This window comes from Nonomuraea sediminis (assembly GCF_018531495.1).
GTDB lineage: Bacteria > Actinomycetota > Actinomycetes > Streptosporangiales > Streptosporangiaceae > Nonomuraea > Nonomuraea sediminis.
Genome location: NZ_JAHDTI010000002.1, coordinates 794,703 through 811,354 on the forward strand (window position 1 = coordinate 794,703; position 16,652 = coordinate 811,354).

Here is a 16,652-nt window from a genome sequence, read left to right on the forward strand (position 1 = left end):
TTCAGCCGGGGACACCAGAAACTACCCAATACCGACTTGACGTGGAGGGAATTAGGGCATTGGATGCCCATATAGACGACTTATTAAGTAGGAAATAGGGAGTGGGCATGAACGCTCGCAGGGTGCTCGCCGCGCTGGCCGCATCGGCACTCGTCTCACTGGTGGCAGCCTGCGGGGGCGGCTCTACATCCGGCACGTCGGAGAAGGCGAAGGAGGTCCGGCTCGGCTTCTTCCCGAACATCACGCACGCGACCGCGCTGATCGGGACCGAGAAGGGCCTCTACGCCAAGCACCTCGGCGTGCCGGTGAAGACCAGCACGTTCAACGCCGGCCCCGCCGCCGTCGAGGCGATCTTCTCCGGGGCCATCGACGCCACCTACGTGGGCCCGAACCCGGCGATCAACGCCTGGGCGAAGTCCAAGGGCAAGGCCATCAAGATCATCGCTGGCGCGGCCTCCGGCGGCGTCTACCTGGTCGTCAAGCCCGGGATCAACTCGGTCGAGGACCTCAAGGGCAAGAAGATCGCCACCCCGCAGCTGGGTAACACCCAGGACGTCGCGCTGCGCTACTGGCTGCAGAGCAAGGGACTCAAGACCGACACCCAGGGCGGCGGCGACGTCCACATCGTGCCGCAGGAGAACGCCCAGACCCTGCAGACCTTCGCCACCGGCCAGATCGACGGCGCCTGGGTCCCCGAGCCCTTCGCCAGCAGGCTGGTCATCGAGAGCAAGGGCAAGATCCTTCAGGACGAGCGCGAGCTGTGGCCGAACAAGCAGTTCGTGATCACCCAGCTGATCGTCCGCCAGGACTGGGCCAACGCCAACCCCGACCTGGTCAAGAAGCTGCTCGAGGCGCACGTCGAGGCGACCAAGTTCATCAACGACGACCCCGCGGCCGCCGCCCAGGTGGCCAACCAGGCGATCGAGAAGCTGACCCAGAAGCCGCTCAAGCCGGAGGTCCTGGCCAGCGCGTTCAAGAACATCACCTTCACCAACGACCCGATCGCCTCCTCGCTCACCGCCAGCGCCGACCACGCCGTCAAGGTCGGGCTGCTCAAGCCGGTCGACCTGAACGGCATCTACGACCTCAAGCCGCTCAACGAGGTCCTGGCCGCTCAGGGACAGCAGTCGATCTCGGACAGGTGACGCCATGACCACGCAGGTAGTCGACACCGGAGAGGCCGTCAGGCTGGAGGGCGTCTCCAAGATCTACGGACACGGGCGGGCGGGGCTGCTCGCCCTGGACAAGGTCTCGCTGACCGTGGCACCCGGCGAGTTCGTCTGCCTGCTGGGCGCCTCGGGGTGCGGCAAGAGCACCCTGCTGTCGCTGGTGGCCGGGCTCGACCAGCCCACCGGCGGGCAGATCTCCACCGACGGGCGCAAGGTCGCGATGATGTTCCAGGAGCCCGCGCTGTTCCCGTGGCTGACCGTCTCGGCCAACGTCGAGCTGGCGCTGCGGGCGGCCGGGCTGCCCAGGTCAGAGCGGCAGGCGCGGGCGGCCGAGTTCCTCGACATCGTCCACCTGGGCGGGTTCGGCAAGAAGCGGCCGCACGAGCTGTCGGGCGGCATGCGCCAGCGCGTGGCACTGGCCAGGGCGCTGGCCCAGTGCTCGGGGTCGCAGGAGGCCGCCGTCCTGCTCATGGACGAGCCCTTCGGCGCGCTGGACGCGATGACCAGGGACCTGCTCCACGACGAGCTGGAGCGGATCTGGCGCGAGCGCGAGCTGTCGGTCCTGTTCGTCACCCACAACGTCCGCGAGGCCGTCCGGCTGGGCGACCGGGTGGTGCTGCTGAGCAGCCGGCCCGGCCGCGTGGTCGAGGAGTTCCCCGTCGGGCTCGCGCGGCCCCGCCGTACCGACTCCGCCGAGGTCGCGGGGCTGGCCGCGACCATCACCGACCGCCTGAAGGAGGAGGTCGTACGGCATGGCCGTTGACACGCACGCGCGGCAGATCGCCGGGCTGGACGCGCTCGAGCTGGGCGGCGACCAGCGCGCCGGGATCGCCGCGCGGGTCTGGGCCCGCGTGTGGCCCATGCTGACCGCCGTGGCGCTGGTCCTGGTCGCCTGGGAGCTGGTGGTGCTGAGCGGCCGCTGGCCGGAGTACGTCTTCGCCGGGCCGGTGACGACCTTCCAGGACCTGGCGAGCAGGCTCGGCGACGGAGAGTTCTACCAGGCGTTGGCGACCACGATGCGCCGCGCGGTCACGGGGTTCGCCCTCGCGGTGCTGGTCGGGCTCGTCGTGGGCGCGGCGGTGTCGCGGGTGAAGGTGCTGCGGGCCGCGTTCGGTGCGCTGATCACCGGGTTGCAGACGATGCCGTCGATCGCCTGGTTCCCCTTCGCGATCCTGCTGTTCGGGCTGAACGAGAGCGCGATCACGTTCGTGGTCGTGCTGGGGGCGGCGCCGTCGATCGCCAACGGGCTGATCACCGGGGTGGACTACACGCCGCCGCTGCTGCTGCGGGCCGGGCACGTGCTCGGGTTCCGCCGCCTGCAGCTGTACCGGCACGTGATCCTGCCGGCCTCGCTGCCGTCGTTCCTGGCCGGGCTGAAGCAGGGCTGGGCGTTCGCCTGGCGCTCGCTGATGGCCGGCGAGCTGATCGTGGTCATCGCCTACCAGTCGTCGCTGGGCCAGCAGCTCGCGATCGCGCGTGAACTGTCCGACTCGCCCGGCCTGATCGGCACGATGATCGTGATCCTGGTCATCGGCATCGTGATCGACCTGCTCTTCGAGCTGGCCGACGGCGCCCTGCGGCGGCGCTGGGGCCTGAACCCGGTGTGATGCGGATCTCCGCCAGAACCGATTACGCGCTGCGGGCGGTCACCGAGCTGGCCGCCGCACCGCCTGGCCCCGTGCCCGCCGAGAAGATCGCCACCGCGCAGAACATCCCGCGCAGGTTCCTGGACAACATCCTGCTGCAGCTGCGGCGGGCGGGGCTCATCCACAGTCTGCGCGGGCCCGAGGGAGGCTACTGGCTGGCGGTCCCCGCCGGCCGTCTCACGCTCGCCGACGTGATCGCCGTCGTCGAGGGCAAGCCCGAGTACCCCGAGCACGGCGGCTATCCGGGGGTCGCAGGTCCCCTGGCCGAGGTGTGGAGCGCCCTGCGCGAGCACGAGGAACGGTTACTGACCGAGGTCACCTTCGCTCAGATCGTCTCGTCCAGGTTCTCGGCGTAGTACGCGACGGCCTTGCCGTACGGGCCGACCTGGTCCTTCTCCGCGAGAAGGGTGAGCAGCGTGCTGACCGCCCGCCTGGCGTCACCGCGGTTGTAGAGCGCCATCGCCAGGAACGCGCGCAGCGCGGGATCTCCGGGGAACTCCGCCAGTCCCTGCTCGAAGACCTTCACCGCATCCTCGAAACGGCCGATGACGCGCAGCGTGCTGCCGTAGCCGGTGAAGATCCCCAGCCTGTCGTCCGCGCGCAGCGCCAGCGCCCGCCCGTAGTACGGCACGGCCTCGTGCTCCAGGCCGCGCCTGTCGTGGGCGTAGGCGACCTCCCGCACCAGCTCCGGATCGTCCGGGTTGCCCGCCAGCCGCGCCATCAACTCGTCGAATTGCTCGTCACTCACCGGATCAGTGTGTCATCATCGGGGACAACGGAAACGGTTTTCATAATCACTGGGAGTGCGGCGTGAGGGTGGCGTTCGTCGGCAAGGGCGGCAGCGGCAAGACGACGATGTCGGCGCTGTTCGCCAGACACGTGGCGAGCCAGGGCGGCCCCGTGGTGGCCATCGACGCGGACATCAACCAGCACCTGTCCCTCGTCCTCGGGGCCGACCGGGAGCCTGAGCCGCTCGGCGCCCACCTCACCGAGCTGAAGGAGCTCCTGCGCGGCGGCAACCCGCGCATCGCCTCGGCCGCGACCATGGTCAAGACCACCCCGCCGGGCCGCGGGTCGCGCCTGCTGCGCTTCGACGACCTGGCCGGCAGCCGGTACGCGGTGAGCACCCCCGACGGCATCCGGCTGATGGCCACGGGCCCGTTCAGCGAGGACGACCTGGGCGTGGCCTGCTACCACTCCAAGGTGGGCGCGGTCGAGCTGCTGCTCAACCACCTCGTCGACGGGCCGGGCGAGTACGTGGTGGTCGACATGACCGCGGGGGCCGACTCCTTCGCCTCCGGGCTGTTCACCCGCTTCGACCTGACGTTCCTGGTCGCCGAGCCGACCCGGCAGGGCGTCAGCGTCTACCGGCAGTACCACGACTACGCCTCCTCCTACGACGTGCCGATCGCCGTGATCGGCAACAAGGTCCAGGACCCGGCCGACGTGGACTTCCTGCGCTCCCAGGTGGGAGAGGACCTGCTGACCTGGATGGAGTACTCGCGGGCCGTGCGCGCGATGGAGCAGGGCCGCCCGTTCGCGCTGTCCGACCTGGAGCCGGTCAACGCCGACGCGCTGGCGCTGCTGCACAAGCACCTGGACGCCCAGGACAAGGACTGGGAGCGCTTCGGCCGCCAGACCCACGAGTTCCACCTGCGCAACGCCCGCGCGTGGGCCAACGAGCGCACCGGCCTCGACCTGGCCGAACAGATCGACCCCGGTTTCGTCTACGGCCCCTGACTGTCCCCTTCCCGGCATCTGGAGTGGCCCGGATGCCGCACATAGCGTCAGATAGATCCCTTTTGAGCGCAGGAGCTCGCGGGGAGAGAGCGAGGCACGATGCCAACGACCTGCGAAGCGGGCGCGACCATCAATCACAGTGAGGAGCAAGCATGTCGCTGACCGTTCCGAACGATCTGCTCGACCAGGCCGTGGCGGGGGACGTCGACGATGAGGCGTTCGTCGCCTGCGTCCGCGACTCCCTGCCCTACGCGTGGTCGATGATCAGCGAGCTGGTCCAGCAACGCGATCAGAGCGGCGCCGCGTTCGCCGACAACCAGGTGCCGCCGCCGGACGAGGCCGCCCGCGGGCAACTGCTGCGGTGCCTGGCCAGCGACGCGATGCGCGGGGCGCTCGAGCGCCACTTCGGCGTCCGCCTGGCCTTCCAGAACTGCCACCGGGTCGCCGTCTTCGACCCCACCGCGACCGAGGCGCTGCGCGACTTCGTCACCCCGCGCGCCCAGATCCTCAACCAGAAGCCCGAGCTCGTCGACTGCTGAGCTGCTCCGGTACGGCAGGCCCGGTCATCCCGCGTGGCCGGGCCTCCGCACGCGTGGCAGCACCTCGGCACCCAACCGCCGGATGTTCTCCAGGGTCCTGGCGTGCTCCCCCATCCCCTCGACCATGAGGATCAGGTGGCGCAGCCCGGTGACCTCGGCCGTGCGCAGGATCGTCTCCACGCAGTGATCCGCCGACCCGACCGGGTGCACCCGAGTCAGGAAGTCCACATATTTCCCGATATCGCGGGCGGGCCGAGGGCGGCCGTCCACCGGGACGTATCCCGCGAGCCCGGGTTCCAGCCACCGGGGGAGCGACGCCGTGAGCTCCGCGACCGCCTGCCGCGTGGAGTCACCTACGTATCCCACCGCGGCGGCCAGATGGCCGGCGGGCCCGGCGGCCAGGGCATCGTAGGCCGCCACCGCCGCGGCCTTCTCCTGGTCGTCCACGTGCATCCCCAGCAGCATCGGCAGCCCCCGCTCGGCCGCCACCCGCAGGGTCGCCTCGGAGGTGCAGGCCACCACGGGCCGCAACGACGCCGCAGGCACCGGCGACACCTCACGGAAGCGGAAGAACTCCCCCTGAGCCGAGACCGGCTCCCCCGACAGCGCCCCGCACAGCACGTCCAGCGACTCGGGAAACCCGCGCTCGAACCGCTCCACCCCGGTCCCGAACACCTCCAGGTCCACCCACGGCCCACCCCGCCCGACCCCGAGCAGGAACCGCCCGCCGGACAGGTGGCGCAGCATCGCCGCCTCCTCGGCCAGCGCCACCGGATGCCGCGTCGACAGCGTGCTCACCGCGGTCCCCACCCCGATCCGCGAGGTACGGGCGAGCGCCACCCCCGCCAGCAACGTCGCCGACGGGCACACGCCGTACGACATGAAGTGGTGCTCGGCGATCCACGCGTCGTCGAAGCCCGCCTCCTCGGCGGCCACGATCAGCTCGACCGCGTCCGCCAGCACGCGCCCCGCGGCCTGACCGGGAAATCGGGCCACCACCAGAAAGATCCCGATGCGCATCCTCCCGATGGTGTCCCGCGGCCCGGCGATCGTCTAGCCGAAGAGGCTGACCTGCCCCTCGACGGCCAGCGGGTCGCGGTGCACCTTGAGGTGGCGCCACTGCGGCAGGTCGTCCAGGTAGGACCACGACAGCCGGTGGTGCTCGGTGGGCCCCAGGCGGGCCAGTGCCTCCTGGTGGACGGGCGAGGGGTAGCCGGCGTTCTCCGCGAAGCCGTACTCCTCGAGCCCCAGCCCGGCCATGTAGGCGTCGCGCCGGACCTTGGCCAGGACCGAGGCGGCGGCCACCGAGACGCTCGCCGCGTCGCCCTTGATCTCCAGGCGCACCGGCCAGGGCGGGCCGATGTAGTCGTGGTTGCCGTCCAGGATCACCGCGTCGGGCCTCACGGGCAGCGCCTCCAGCGCCCGGCGGGCGGCGCGGCGCAGCGCCTCGGTCATGCCGACCCTGTCGACCTCCTCGTGGGAGGACTCGCCGAAGCCCACCCCGGCGGCCCAGGCCGACAGCTCGTCCTCGAGCGCCTCCCGCCGCAGGGCGGTGAGCTGCTTGGAGTCGGTCAGCCCCGCGGGCGGCTCCGACAGGTCGGTGACCACCGCGCACACGGTGACCGGGCCGGCCCACGCGCCGCGGCCGACCTCGTCGATGCCCGCGACCGTGCGCGTGCTGGGCTGGGCGAGCAGCAGTCGCTCGATGTCGTAGGTGGGCGCCACGGGCGCACACGTTACCGCTCGGCAGGCCGTACCGGGTCCAGGTCGGCGGCGATGTAGCGCGCGGCGACGTGGATGGCCCGCAGGGTGACCGACACCGAGGGGCGGTGCACGCTGGAGCCGCGCGCGACGGCGTGCACCTCGCGCCCGACCGGGTTGCCGGGGAACCGGCGTACGGCGATGCCGCGCACCGAGGAGGCCAGCGCGAGCGCGGGCACCGCGGCGATCCCGATGCCCTTGGCCACCAGCGACAGGATCGTCCCCAGCCCCTCGAACTCCCACGGCGTCGGCCTGGTACCGCCCACGTCCACGAACAGCCGGTCCACCGCCAGGCGGGAGGGCTCGCCGTCGGGCGTGGCCATCCACGGCTCGTCGCGCAGCTCGGCCAGGTCCAGCGGCACCTCGGGGTCGGCCAGGCGGTGCTTGCGCGGCACGACCAGCACCAGCGGGTCGTACAGCAGCGGGAAGACGCGCATCGACTCGCTGTCGCGGGCCCGGCCGTACCAGTCGTCGACCAGTGCGATGTCGGCCTCGCCCGACTGCACCTCGCGCATGCCGCGGCCCGACCGGCTCTGGCCCAGGCGCAGCGTCAGCTCGGTGTGCCGGCGCAGCGAGCGGGCCAGCGCGGGCGCGAAGGCCACCGCCGCCGTCGGGAACGCGGTCAGCACCACCCGGCCCGACGGCGTGCCGGCGTGCGCCGACAGGTCGGACTCGGCCTCCTCGACCATCGACAGGATCCGCTCGGCGTGCGCCACCAGGCGGCGGCCCGCGTCGGTCAGCTCGGCGCTGCGCGAGGTCCTGTCGAGCAGCGCGGTGCCCGTCTCCCGCTCCAGCGCGGCCAGCTGTTGCGACACCGCGGCCGGGCTGTAGCCGAGCGACTCGGCCGTGGCCGCGATGCTGCCCCGCCGGGCGAACTCACTGATCAACACCAGTCGCCGCAAATCAAGCATCGGATTTCCTTATGCCTACCCATGAAAAGCCTCGCTTGTACCGATGCCTTTGTACCCGCCAACCTGGGAACGTGACAAACATGAGCGTGACCCTCTCCGCGACTTTGGCGGCAAACGAAGACATCGATCGAAGACGACGCGCCGGGGAACGTGTGCTCAACCTGGCTTTCGGTGAGGCCGGATTGCCCGTCCACCCGGCGCTTCGCGACGAGTTGGTGGCCGCGTCCGATCGCAACGGCTACGGGCCGGTCGCGGGGGCGCCCGGACTCCGTGCGGCGGCGGCGGGTTACTGGCACCGACGAGGGCTCATCACCGACCCCGACCTGGTCGTCAGCGGTCCTGGCAGCAAGTCGCTGCTGTACGGCCTGCTGCTGGCCATCGGTGGCGACATCGTGCTGCCCAAGCCCAGCTGGGTCAGCTACGCCGCGCAGGCCGACCTGGTCGGCGCCAGGCCGCTGCTGGTGGCCCCGCCGCAGGGCGAGGGCGGCGTGCCCGATCCCGAGCGGATCACCTCCACCGTGCTGCACGCCCGCGCTCAGGGCCGCACCGTCCGATCTGTGCTGGTCACGCTCCCCGACAACCCCACGGGCCGGCTCGCGACGCCGCAGACCATCCGCCGCCTGGTGGAGGTCGCCCGCGAGCTCGACCTGATGATCATCTCTGACGAGATCTACCGCGACTTGCTGCACGACTCCGCCCTGCCGTACACCTCTCCCGCCGATCTCGCCCCCGAGCGGACCGTCGTCACGACCGGGCTGAGCAAGAGCCTGGCGCTCGGCGGCTGGCGCATCGGCGTGGCCAGGCTGCCCGACGGCGCCCACCAGCTGCGCAGCAGGCTGCTCGCAGTGGCCAGCGAGATCTGGTCCTCGCCCGCCGCGCCGGTGCAGGAAGCTGCAACCTACGCCTTCAGCGAGCCCCCCGAGCTGGTCGAGCGCGTCGCCCGCAGCCGCAGGCTGCACGGCCTGGTGGCGCGGGCCGTCCACGACCGCTTCGCCGAGGCCGGCGCGTCGGTGCCGATGCCGCAGGGCGGCTTCTACCTCTACCCCGACCTCGGCCACCTGAGGCTCGGCGGTTCCGCGGAGGTCGCCAGGATCCTGCTGGACGAGCACGGCCTGGGCGTGCTGCCCGGCCACGCCTTCGGCGACGACCCCGCGGCGGCCCGCGTGCGCGTGGCGGTGAGCCTGCTCTACGGCGACACGGCCGACCAGCGCCTGGCCGCGCTGACCAGCCAGGACCCGCTGTGCCTGCCCTGGATCGCGGAGAGTCTCGACCACCTGGCGACGGGGTTGAAGGAGCTGTCGGCGGCCCGGCCGGAGCCGGTGCGTGAACGGCGGCAGGCATTGGTGCCTACTCCTGCGCACAGTTAGCCAAAAATCTACCTTTGCGGAGCCGGGAAACTCGGCTCTGACCTGGGCAAATACCGCGGCTGCAGAAAGCTGCGAAAAGATGAGCGGGATGCCTCTTACCCTCGAGGTGGAGCAGCCCCCATCATGTGCTCATGCCCGCTCTTGTCACCCTGTCCGGGCGCACCGTGCGCCTGGAACCTCTCAGCTTCGCGGCGATCGACGATCTCGTCGCCGCGTCGGGTGAAGACCGTTCCACATACGCCTTCACTCGCGTCCCCCATGGGCGGGACGAGGTTGCCTCCTACGTGGGGGCCGCCATGGCTGAGCAGGCGGAGGGCCGCACGCTGCCCTTCGCCATCCGGTGGCTGACCACCGACCGCATCGTCGGTGCCACCCGTCTGATGCACCTGGAGTACTGGCAGGGCCCGATGCCCTGGCCTCCGGGTACACGCAGCGCGGTGGGCGATATCCCGTCCGTGGCGGACATCGGTTACACCTGGCTGGCCGCTTCGGCCCAGGGCACGGGTGTGAACCGGGAGAGCAAGTTCCTCATGCTCTCGCTCGCCTTCGAGACCTGGAACGTCCACCGCATCACGCTCAAGGCAGACGTACGCAACCATCGTTCACGGGCCGCCATCGAGGCCCTCGGCGCGCAGTTCGACGGGATTCGGCGAGCGGAAAGTCGGGGCGCCGACGACACGGTACGAGATACGGCCTACTACTCGATTCTCAATGCCGAATGGCCGTCGGTCCGAGAACGGCTGGCCATGCGGCTTGGCCTGGTAGAGGCCGCATAGGAAACCGTCCACAGCAGGCCCCGCCCGCATTTGCGGGCGGGGCCTCACGTATTTATGACAGGACCCGCGACCGCCCCCGCGTATTCGTGGGCCGCGCGACCTGGTGACTCCAGGATCGGACGGGACCCTCAACGCTCGATCAAAGGCGGATCAACGCTTCGGTGAACGAATGGCAGGATGCCTATCTGTTAGGGAACGAAGGATCTATCATTTGGTAACAAATCGTTCCATTGCGTTGGAGACAAGACGGCATGGCTGGTCAGAGCACCGAGGGCGGGCTGCGGTTCGCCGTGCTCGGTCCCGTGCGCGCGTGGCGTGATGGGCAGGAACTCGACCTGGGCACTCCGTTGCAGCGTTCCATTATGGGCATGCTGCTGTTGCGTGAGGGTCGTCCGGTCACCCCGACCGAGATGATCGACGCCGTCTGGGGCGAGGACGCGCCGCCACGGGCGCTGGGGGCGCTGCGGACCTACGTCTCCCGGCTGCGCACCGTGCTCGAGCCCGACCGGCCCGCCCGCTCCCGGCCCGAGCTGCTGACCTCCGTGGGCCGGGGCTACGCGCTGCGGCTGCCGGAGAACTCGCTGGACCTGACCCGCTTCGAGAAGGGCATCGCCGAGGCCGAGGCGGCCCGGCGAACGGGACGGCTGTCGGAGGCCGCCGAGGGCATGCGGGCGGCGCTGTCGCTGTTCGAGGGCGAGCCGCTGGCCGGCGCGGTCGGCCCGTACTCCGACCACCAGCGCGACAGGCTCATCGAGCGGCGGATCAGCGTTGTCGAGACGCTCATGGACCTGGACCTGGAGCTCGGCAACCACGCCGCGATCGTCTCCGAGCTGATCGCGCTGACCGCCGACCACCCGCTGCGCGAGCGGCTGCGCGCCCAGCTCATGCTGGCCTACTACCGCTGCGGCAGGCAGGGCGACGCGCTGGCCGTCTTCACCGAGACGCGCGAGGCGCTCATCGAGGAGCTGGGCATCGAGCCAGGGCCCGAGCTGGCCGCGCTGCACCAGCGCATCCTGGCCGCCGACCCGGCGCTGGCGGCCACGGTCACGGCGCCCGCCGCATCCGGCTCCTCCATGCCCGCCGAGCCGGCCGGCGAGGAGGAGGAATTCGACGAGCACGCGCTCGAGCTGCCCCGCCCCGCCCAGCTCCCGGCCGCGGTGAGCGACTTCACCGGCCGCAAGGAGATCGCCGGGCGGCTGCGCACGCTGCTGTCGGCGCAGAGCGCGGCCGAAGGCGTGCCCGTCGCCGCGATCTGCGGGATCGGCGGCGTGGGCAAGACCGCGCTGGCCGTGCACGTGGCGCACGCGGCCGACGACCTGTTCCCCGACGGCCAGCTCTATGTCGACCTGCGCGGCTACACCGACGAGACCACCGCGCCCGAGTCGGCGCTGGGCGCGTTCCTGCGGGCGCTCGGCATCCCGCCCGACGTGATCCCCGAAGGGCTGCCGGAGCGCTCGGCGCTGTTCCGCTCGCTGCTGGCCGACCGGCGGATCCTGGTGCTGCTGGACAACGCCCGCGACACCGAGCAGGTGAGCTCGCTGCTGCCGGGCTCGGCGGGTTGCGCGGCGATCGTGACCAGCCGGGTGAAGCTGGCCGACCTGCCCTCGGCGCGGCTCATCGACCTGGACGTGATGGAGCCCGACGAGGCGCTGTCGCTGTTCGCCGCCGTGGCGGGGCCCGAGCGGGTGGCCGCCGAGCACGGCGCGGCCATGGACGTGGTGGCGGCCTGCGGGTTCCTGCCGCTCGCCGTACGGATCGTGGCGGCGCGGCTGGCGGCCAGGCCCTCGTGGACGGTGGCCTCGCTGGTGCCGCGGCTGGCCGACGAGCAGCGCAGGCTGGACGAGCTGCGCGTGGGCAACCTGGCCGTGGAGGCCACCTTCGCGCTCGGCTACGGGCAGCTCGACCCCAACCAGGCACGCGCCTTCCGGCTGCTGTCGCTGCCCAACGGGCCCGACATCTCCGCGGGCGCGGCGGCGGCCGTGCTGTCGATGAGCCTGTTCGAGACCGAGGACCTGCTGGAGTCGCTGGTCGACGCCTCGCTGCTCGAGGCTCCCGCGCCCGGCCGGTACCGCTTCCACGACCTGCTCAAGCTGTTCGCCAGGCGGATGCTGGACAAGACCGAGCGGCAGCAGGCCAAGACCATGGCGCTGCGCCGCCTGCTGGGCTTCTACCTGGCCTCCGCCCAGTCGGCGCACCGGCTGGCCTACGAGGGCAGCATGATCGCCGACAACCTGGTCGTGGTGGGCAGCGGGCGCACGTTCAGCTCCGCCGACGAGGCGGTCGCCTGGCTCATCGCCGAGGGTGACGCGCTGTTCGCCGCCATCAACCAGGCCGCGAGCGCCTCGCGCACCGCCGAGCAGCTGCTGCCGGCCGGCGACCTGCTGGTGGCCATGGAGCCGCTGCTGGAGGCGGGCACCCACACCCGCGAGTTCGACCCCGGTACGCGCGCCGTGCTGGCCACCGCGCTGAAGATCGACGACAAGGGCAGCGAGCTGCGCGCCCGGTACGTGCTGGGCCGGGTGTTGTTCGCCGGCAACTCGCTGACCGAGGCCGAGGAGCAGTTCAGGATCGTCCACAAGCTGTCGGTGGAGCGCGGGGAGAAGGTCGTCACCGGCGAGGTGATGAACGCGCTGGCCGTCGTGGTCGGCCGCCAGCGCCGCCACACCGAGGCGCTGGCCTGGTTCGACACCGCGATGAAGTGGTACCGCGAGAACGGCGTGCCCGCCGGTGAGGCGCTGGTGCTCAGCTACTCCGCCCGCGACCACCTCGGCCTGGGCCGGCCGGAGGACGCGATCGCCGCCGCGGAGAAGGGCCTGGCGATCTTCACCGAGATCGGCAGCGGCGCCGGCACCGCCCGGGCCCGCTACCACCTGGGCATCGTGCTGTCGCGGGTCGGCCGGCTCACCGAGGCGGTCCACCACCACGCCGAGTGCCTGGCCTTCTTCCGGTCGAGCAAGCAGCGGGTCTGGGAGCAGCGCGTCTGCTCGCGCCTGGCCGAGACGTTCATCACCGCCGAGCGCTACGCCGACGCCGTACGGCACGCCGAGCAGGCCCTGGTGGTCTCGCGCGAGATCGGCCACCCCTACGGCGAGGCGCTCTCGCTGACCGTGCTGGGCAAGGCGCTCATGGGCCTGGGCAGCACCAGCAGGAGCATGGACTGCCTACGGCAGGCCTTCGACATCTTCTCCGGGCTCGGCGCCCCCGAGGCCGGAGACCTCAAGGCTCTCCTCGACAGTGCCCAGGTCGTCGAGTCCTGAGTACAGCTCGTCGTCCAGACGTGTCATCCACACATGGTTGATCAAGGCTGTCCCCTGGGAGTCACGAGATTGTGGCCCGGCCGGCCATCTGACCGCCACGCTTCGCTAGGGGGCCCGGTCATCCGGATGCTCCACGTGGCGGCTAGCCGCCTCACTTGACGGCCGGCCGGGCGCGACGCTGACCTCGAACCCCCCAGGTCCGCGCCTCGCCTCCGAGCTTCCCCCGGCCCGCTCAAAGAGCAATCAACGCCGGATTGCCGGGGCTCTCACCTGCTACGGCAGGCCACCGCCACCGGCCGCCACCCGTACTCCGGCCGAGGACCCGGGGCCTGAAGAGCCGAGGACGCCCCGGGATCGTGGACTTCCCGAGACACCTGAAGGCTCGCGCACGGCAGGCTTTCCGCGCCGGGTCGGCGAGGCGGGGGACGGGGAAGACCGGCGCTCCGTGCGGCGGCGAACCCGGGACGTGGGACGTGGATCCCGGGCGCCGTGACGGCGGGTGAGTGTCATCGACTCGCCAGTGGCGCCGGTCGCGGGCCCTCGGCACATGGCGGCGGGCGGCCGGTGGGGCGGCCCGCCGTACAAGATCAACCCAGCGTGAAGAAGCCCTCGGCGATCAGCGGGCGGAGGGCGTCGGCGTTCAGGATCTCGCCATCGCCGACGAGCTCGGCGATCACGTTGAGGAGCGGGCCGAGGGCGAGCTGGCCGTCGCAGACTCCGGCCAGGGCGGCCTCGACGGTGCCGACGTCGCGGGAGCGGCGCAGGCCGCGCGTCTGGCCCAGGGTGATGCGCATCGGGTCCTCGGCGCCGGGCAGGCCGACGCGCTCGTCCAGCAGGCCGTCGACGGTCCTGAGCATGGCCGCGTCGAGGTCCTTGACCCGGTGCGCGGTGGCGATGGCGGCCATGACGTCGTCCACGTAGCCGCCCACCGGTAGCTCCACCTGCTGCGTGAGTTCCTCCACGCGCACCACGGGGTCGAGCGTGCCGGAGCTGCGCAGGGTGATCCAGCCGAACCCGACGCCCTCCACGCGCTGGGCGTCGAACCAGGACAGCCAGCGGTCGTAGTGCTCGGTGTAGCCGGGGGTGCCCTGCTCGGCCGCGTCGCGCAGCCACAGCTCCACGTACTCGGCGGGATCCTGCACGTCGCGCTGGACCACCCAGCCGTCGCAGCCCGTCTCGCCCAGCCATCCGCCGACGCGGTCGCGCCAGTCCTCGCCCGCCACGTGCAGCCAGTTGGCCAGGAAGTGCGCCTGGCCGCCGGGGTTGAGGTGGTGGGCGGCCTGCCGTACGAGGTCGGCGCAGAAGCCGTCGTCGGCGCCCGTCTCGCGGTAGGTCAGGTCGCCGCCGGGCGAGATGACGAAGGGCGGGTTGGAGACGATCAGGTCGAAGCGCGAGTCCTGAACCGGCTCGAACATCGATCCGACCTCGCCGGTCACCCCGGTGACTCCTGACAACCGCCAGCTGAGCCGGGCGAGCTCCAGCGCGCGCGGGTTCACGTCGGTCGCCGTGATCTCCTCGGCCCGCCCCGCCAGATGCAGCACCTGGACACCGCACCCCGTGCCCAGATCCAGCGCGCTCCCCACCGGACGCCGCGTCACCAACTGCGCCAGATTCGCCGACGCGCCCCCTGCCCCCACGACGTGGTCGGCCCTGATCGCCGGATCCCCCGGCCGCACCTTACGATCGGAGACCACATAGCAGTGTTGATGGTCGCGCTCTCTCGGCCCTCGCTGGTCACGCAGGCTACCGCTCTCGGGCCAGGCGTTCGCCGCTCCGTCGGTCTCCCACGGCTGCAGATGCACGTCCGCGCGCACCGAGTCCCCGTCGACGGTGACCAGCCCGGACTCCAGTACGGCAGGCGGCACGCGCGAAGCGGGCACAGAAACCCCCAGCCACCACAGCCGGATCAGCGTGGCCAGCCGATCCCCGTCGGCCGTGGCGCGCAGGGCGGGCACGAGTTCCTCGCGGGCGAGGGCCGAGGCCGCCACCGTGCCGAGCCGGTCTCGGACGCCGTCGATGGTGTAGCCGGTCTCCAGGAGCAGCTCGCGCAGTCGTTCCACGAGCCCATCCTTTCACCGCAGAAGCTGCTGCATGATCTTATACCTACAGTAATCATTCTGTTACCGAACTAGCCAAGCAATCTGCAAGCGGCACACAAGAGGGTCGCGATATCTCTATACAGCCCAACCACCGTTCGACGAGGAGCGGACCCCGATGCTGATCCCGTGCTTGGCCTGCGAGTCCCGCTTCGGCCCTGACGAGTTCTTCCGCGCCTGCTCCGACTACAACCGCGGGCGCGACCTGGTCGCGTGGACCTGCCCGCGCTGCGGCAACCGCGACGAGCTGCGCGTCCTGCCGGGCGAGCTGGGGTTCGGCTATCCGCTGCGCGGCCGTTTCGCCGTGCACGACCGGCTCCGCGTGCCCGGGCTGCGCAGGCAGCGCGGCGACCTGCGCCTGGACATCTCCCTCGAATCGGACAGCTGGCGGGTGCTCACGCGGGTCCGGCAACCGGTATGACGGCGGGCTCGCCGCGCAGCAGCCTGGCCACGTGCTCGACGACCGTCTCGGCGTGCCGTTCCCTGCTCTCGCCGGTGGCCTCGCCCAGGTGCGGGGTGAGCACCACGTTGGACAGGCGGACCAGCGGGTGCGCGGGGTCGAGCCATTCGCCCTCGAAGTGGTCCAGGCCCGCGCCGCCGAGCCTGCCCGAGCGCAGCGCGTCCACCAGGGCCGACAGGTCGTGCAGGGCGCCGCGGGCGGTGTTGAGGTAGATCGCGCCCTGGCGCATCGCGGCGAACTCGGCGTCGCCGAACAGGCCCCTGGTCTCGGGCGTGAGGGTGACGTGCAGCGAGACCACGTCAGCCTCCGCGAGCAGCTCGCGCAGCGAGTGGGTGGCCTCCTCCACGTAGGGGTCGCAGGCGATGACATGCATGCCCAGGCCCTCGCACCGCCACCGCACGGCCTTGCCGACCCGGCCGAGGCCGACGATGCCGATCGTGCGGCCGCTGAGCCTGCGACCTCGGTGGCGCTGGGCGGGCGGGACGCGGCCACGGTAGACGCGGCCGCGCCGTACCTCTCTGTCGGCCGTGACGACGTTGCGGCTGACGGCGAACAGCAGCGCCAGCGTCAGCTCGGCGACGGCGTCGGCGTCGCGGTGCTCGGTGTGCAGGACGGGGATGCCGCGCTCGGCGGCGAGCGCCAGGTCGACGTTGGTGGGGGCGCCCATGCTGGCCACGACGTCGAGCGGGAGCGACAGCACGGAGCCGCGCACCTCGTCGCCGTCGGTGATGAGCACGGTCGCGCCGGTCTCGACGATCAGGTCGGCGAGCTGGTCGTCGGTGAAGCCGAGGCTGGGGCGTGCGGAAACCTCGGCCAGATCGGCGACCTCGCCCAGCAGGGCGAGAGCAGCCTGCGGCAGTGCGGGCAGAACCAGCGCCCGAGGTCGTCTCACATTCGCGACAATAACACCACGGAGGGTGTTCGACTCAT

The 16,652-nt window shown here is 71.4% G+C and carries 16 protein-coding genes; 10 read left to right on the forward strand and 6 right to left on the reverse strand.

Going from position 1 to position 16,652, the window contains the following annotated elements; all coding sequences use genetic code 11:
- Positions 1–107: 107 nt before the first annotated feature.
- The 4 genes from KIK09_RS11770 to KIK09_RS11785 are packed head-to-tail and all read left to right on the forward strand — an operon-like array spanning position 108 to position 3,171.
- Positions 108–1,145: an ABC transporter substrate-binding protein gene (locus KIK09_RS11770; protein WP_214318884.1), complete on the forward strand. Its 1,038-nt coding sequence runs from the start codon at positions 108–110 to the stop codon at positions 1,143–1,145.
- Between the two features lie 4 nt (positions 1,146–1,149).
- Positions 1,150–1,932: an ABC transporter ATP-binding protein gene (locus KIK09_RS11775; RefSeq protein ID WP_214318886.1), complete on the forward strand. Its 783-nt coding sequence runs from the start codon at positions 1,150–1,152 to the stop codon at positions 1,930–1,932.
- Positions 1,922–2,776: an ABC transporter permease gene (locus KIK09_RS11780; protein ID WP_214318888.1), complete on the forward strand. Its 855-nt coding sequence runs from the start codon at positions 1,922–1,924 to the stop codon at positions 2,774–2,776. The genes KIK09_RS11775 and KIK09_RS11780 overlap by 11 nt, the downstream gene beginning before the upstream one ends.
- On the forward strand, positions 2,776–3,171 hold the full coding sequence (locus tag KIK09_RS11785) for an RrF2 family transcriptional regulator (protein ID WP_214319617.1): 396 nt from the start codon (positions 2,776–2,778) through the stop codon (positions 3,169–3,171). Before KIK09_RS11780 ends, KIK09_RS11785 begins: the two co-directional genes overlap by 1 nt.
- Here KIK09_RS11785 and KIK09_RS11790 read toward each other — a convergent pair.
- Positions 3,141–3,563 (reverse strand): tetratricopeptide repeat protein, encoded by a 423-nt coding sequence (locus KIK09_RS11790; protein ID WP_214318890.1) that lies wholly within the window; start codon positions 3,561–3,563, stop codon positions 3,141–3,143. The genes KIK09_RS11785 and KIK09_RS11790 overlap by 31 nt on opposite strands.
- 62 nt (positions 3,564–3,625) lie before the next feature.
- On the opposite strand from KIK09_RS11790, the gene KIK09_RS11795 reads away from it, so the two are divergent.
- Complete coding sequence (locus KIK09_RS11795; protein WP_214318892.1) at positions 3,626–4,555, forward strand: ATP-binding protein; 930 nt, start codon at positions 3,626–3,628, stop codon at positions 4,553–4,555.
- A 152-nt stretch (positions 4,556–4,707) separates the two neighbouring features.
- Positions 4,708–5,094 (forward strand): SCO5389 family protein, encoded by a 387-nt coding sequence (locus KIK09_RS11800; RefSeq protein ID WP_214318894.1) that lies wholly within the window; start codon positions 4,708–4,710, stop codon positions 5,092–5,094.
- 24 nt (positions 5,095–5,118) lie between these two features.
- Here the strand turns inward: KIK09_RS11800 and KIK09_RS11805 are convergent, their stop codons facing one another.
- From KIK09_RS11805 to KIK09_RS11815, 3 genes are read right to left on the reverse strand one after another with little or no spacing between them, the layout of a single operon-like run.
- A complete protein-coding gene (locus KIK09_RS11805) occupies positions 5,119–6,114 on the reverse strand; it encodes an LLM class flavin-dependent oxidoreductase (protein ID WP_214318895.1) in 996 nt (331 codons plus the stop codon).
- A 33-nt stretch (positions 6,115–6,147) separates the two neighbouring features.
- Positions 6,148–6,819 (reverse strand): ribonuclease HII, encoded by a 672-nt coding sequence (rnhB, locus tag KIK09_RS11810; RefSeq protein WP_214318903.1) that lies wholly within the window; start codon positions 6,817–6,819, stop codon positions 6,148–6,150.
- Positions 6,820–6,830: 11 nt separating this feature from the next.
- Positions 6,831–7,766, reverse strand: a complete 936-nt coding sequence (locus KIK09_RS11815; protein WP_214318905.1) for a LysR family transcriptional regulator — start codon at positions 7,764–7,766, stop codon at positions 6,831–6,833.
- An 80-nt stretch (positions 7,767–7,846) separates the two neighbouring features.
- On the opposite strand from KIK09_RS11815, the gene KIK09_RS11820 reads away from it, so the two are divergent.
- From KIK09_RS11820 to KIK09_RS11830, 3 genes are all read left to right on the forward strand, one after another.
- Entirely contained in the window at positions 7,847–9,133 is a 1,287-nt protein-coding gene (locus KIK09_RS11820; RefSeq protein ID WP_214318907.1) for a pyridoxal phosphate-dependent aminotransferase, read from the forward strand.
- 131 nt (positions 9,134–9,264) lie between these two features.
- A complete protein-coding gene (locus KIK09_RS11825; RefSeq protein ID WP_214318911.1) occupies positions 9,265–9,909 on the forward strand; it encodes a GNAT family N-acetyltransferase in 645 nt (214 codons plus the stop codon).
- A gap of 251 nt (positions 9,910–10,160) precedes the next feature.
- Positions 10,161–13,166 carry an AfsR/SARP family transcriptional regulator gene (locus KIK09_RS11830; RefSeq protein WP_214318914.1) on the forward strand — a complete coding sequence of 1,002 codons (3,006 nt, stop codon included), beginning with the start codon at positions 10,161–10,163 and terminating at the stop codon, positions 13,164–13,166.
- 587 nt (positions 13,167–13,753) lie between these two features.
- Here the strand turns inward: KIK09_RS11830 and KIK09_RS11835 are convergent.
- Positions 13,754–15,226 (reverse strand): DUF7059 domain-containing protein, encoded by a 1,473-nt coding sequence (locus tag KIK09_RS11835; RefSeq protein ID WP_214318917.1) that lies wholly within the window; start codon positions 15,224–15,226, stop codon positions 13,754–13,756.
- A 154-nt stretch (positions 15,227–15,380) separates the two neighbouring features.
- Here KIK09_RS11835 and KIK09_RS11840 point away from each other — a divergent pair, with 154 nt between their 5' ends.
- On the forward strand, positions 15,381–15,683 hold the full coding sequence (locus KIK09_RS11840; RefSeq protein WP_214318919.1) for a hypothetical protein: 303 nt from the start codon (positions 15,381–15,383) through the stop codon (positions 15,681–15,683).
- Here KIK09_RS11840 and KIK09_RS11845 read toward each other — a convergent pair.
- Positions 15,658–16,614 (reverse strand): NAD(P)-dependent oxidoreductase, encoded by a 957-nt coding sequence (locus tag KIK09_RS11845; protein WP_214318921.1) that lies wholly within the window; start codon positions 16,612–16,614, stop codon positions 15,658–15,660. The genes KIK09_RS11840 and KIK09_RS11845 overlap by 26 nt on opposite strands.
- Positions 16,615–16,652: the final 38 nt, after the last annotated feature.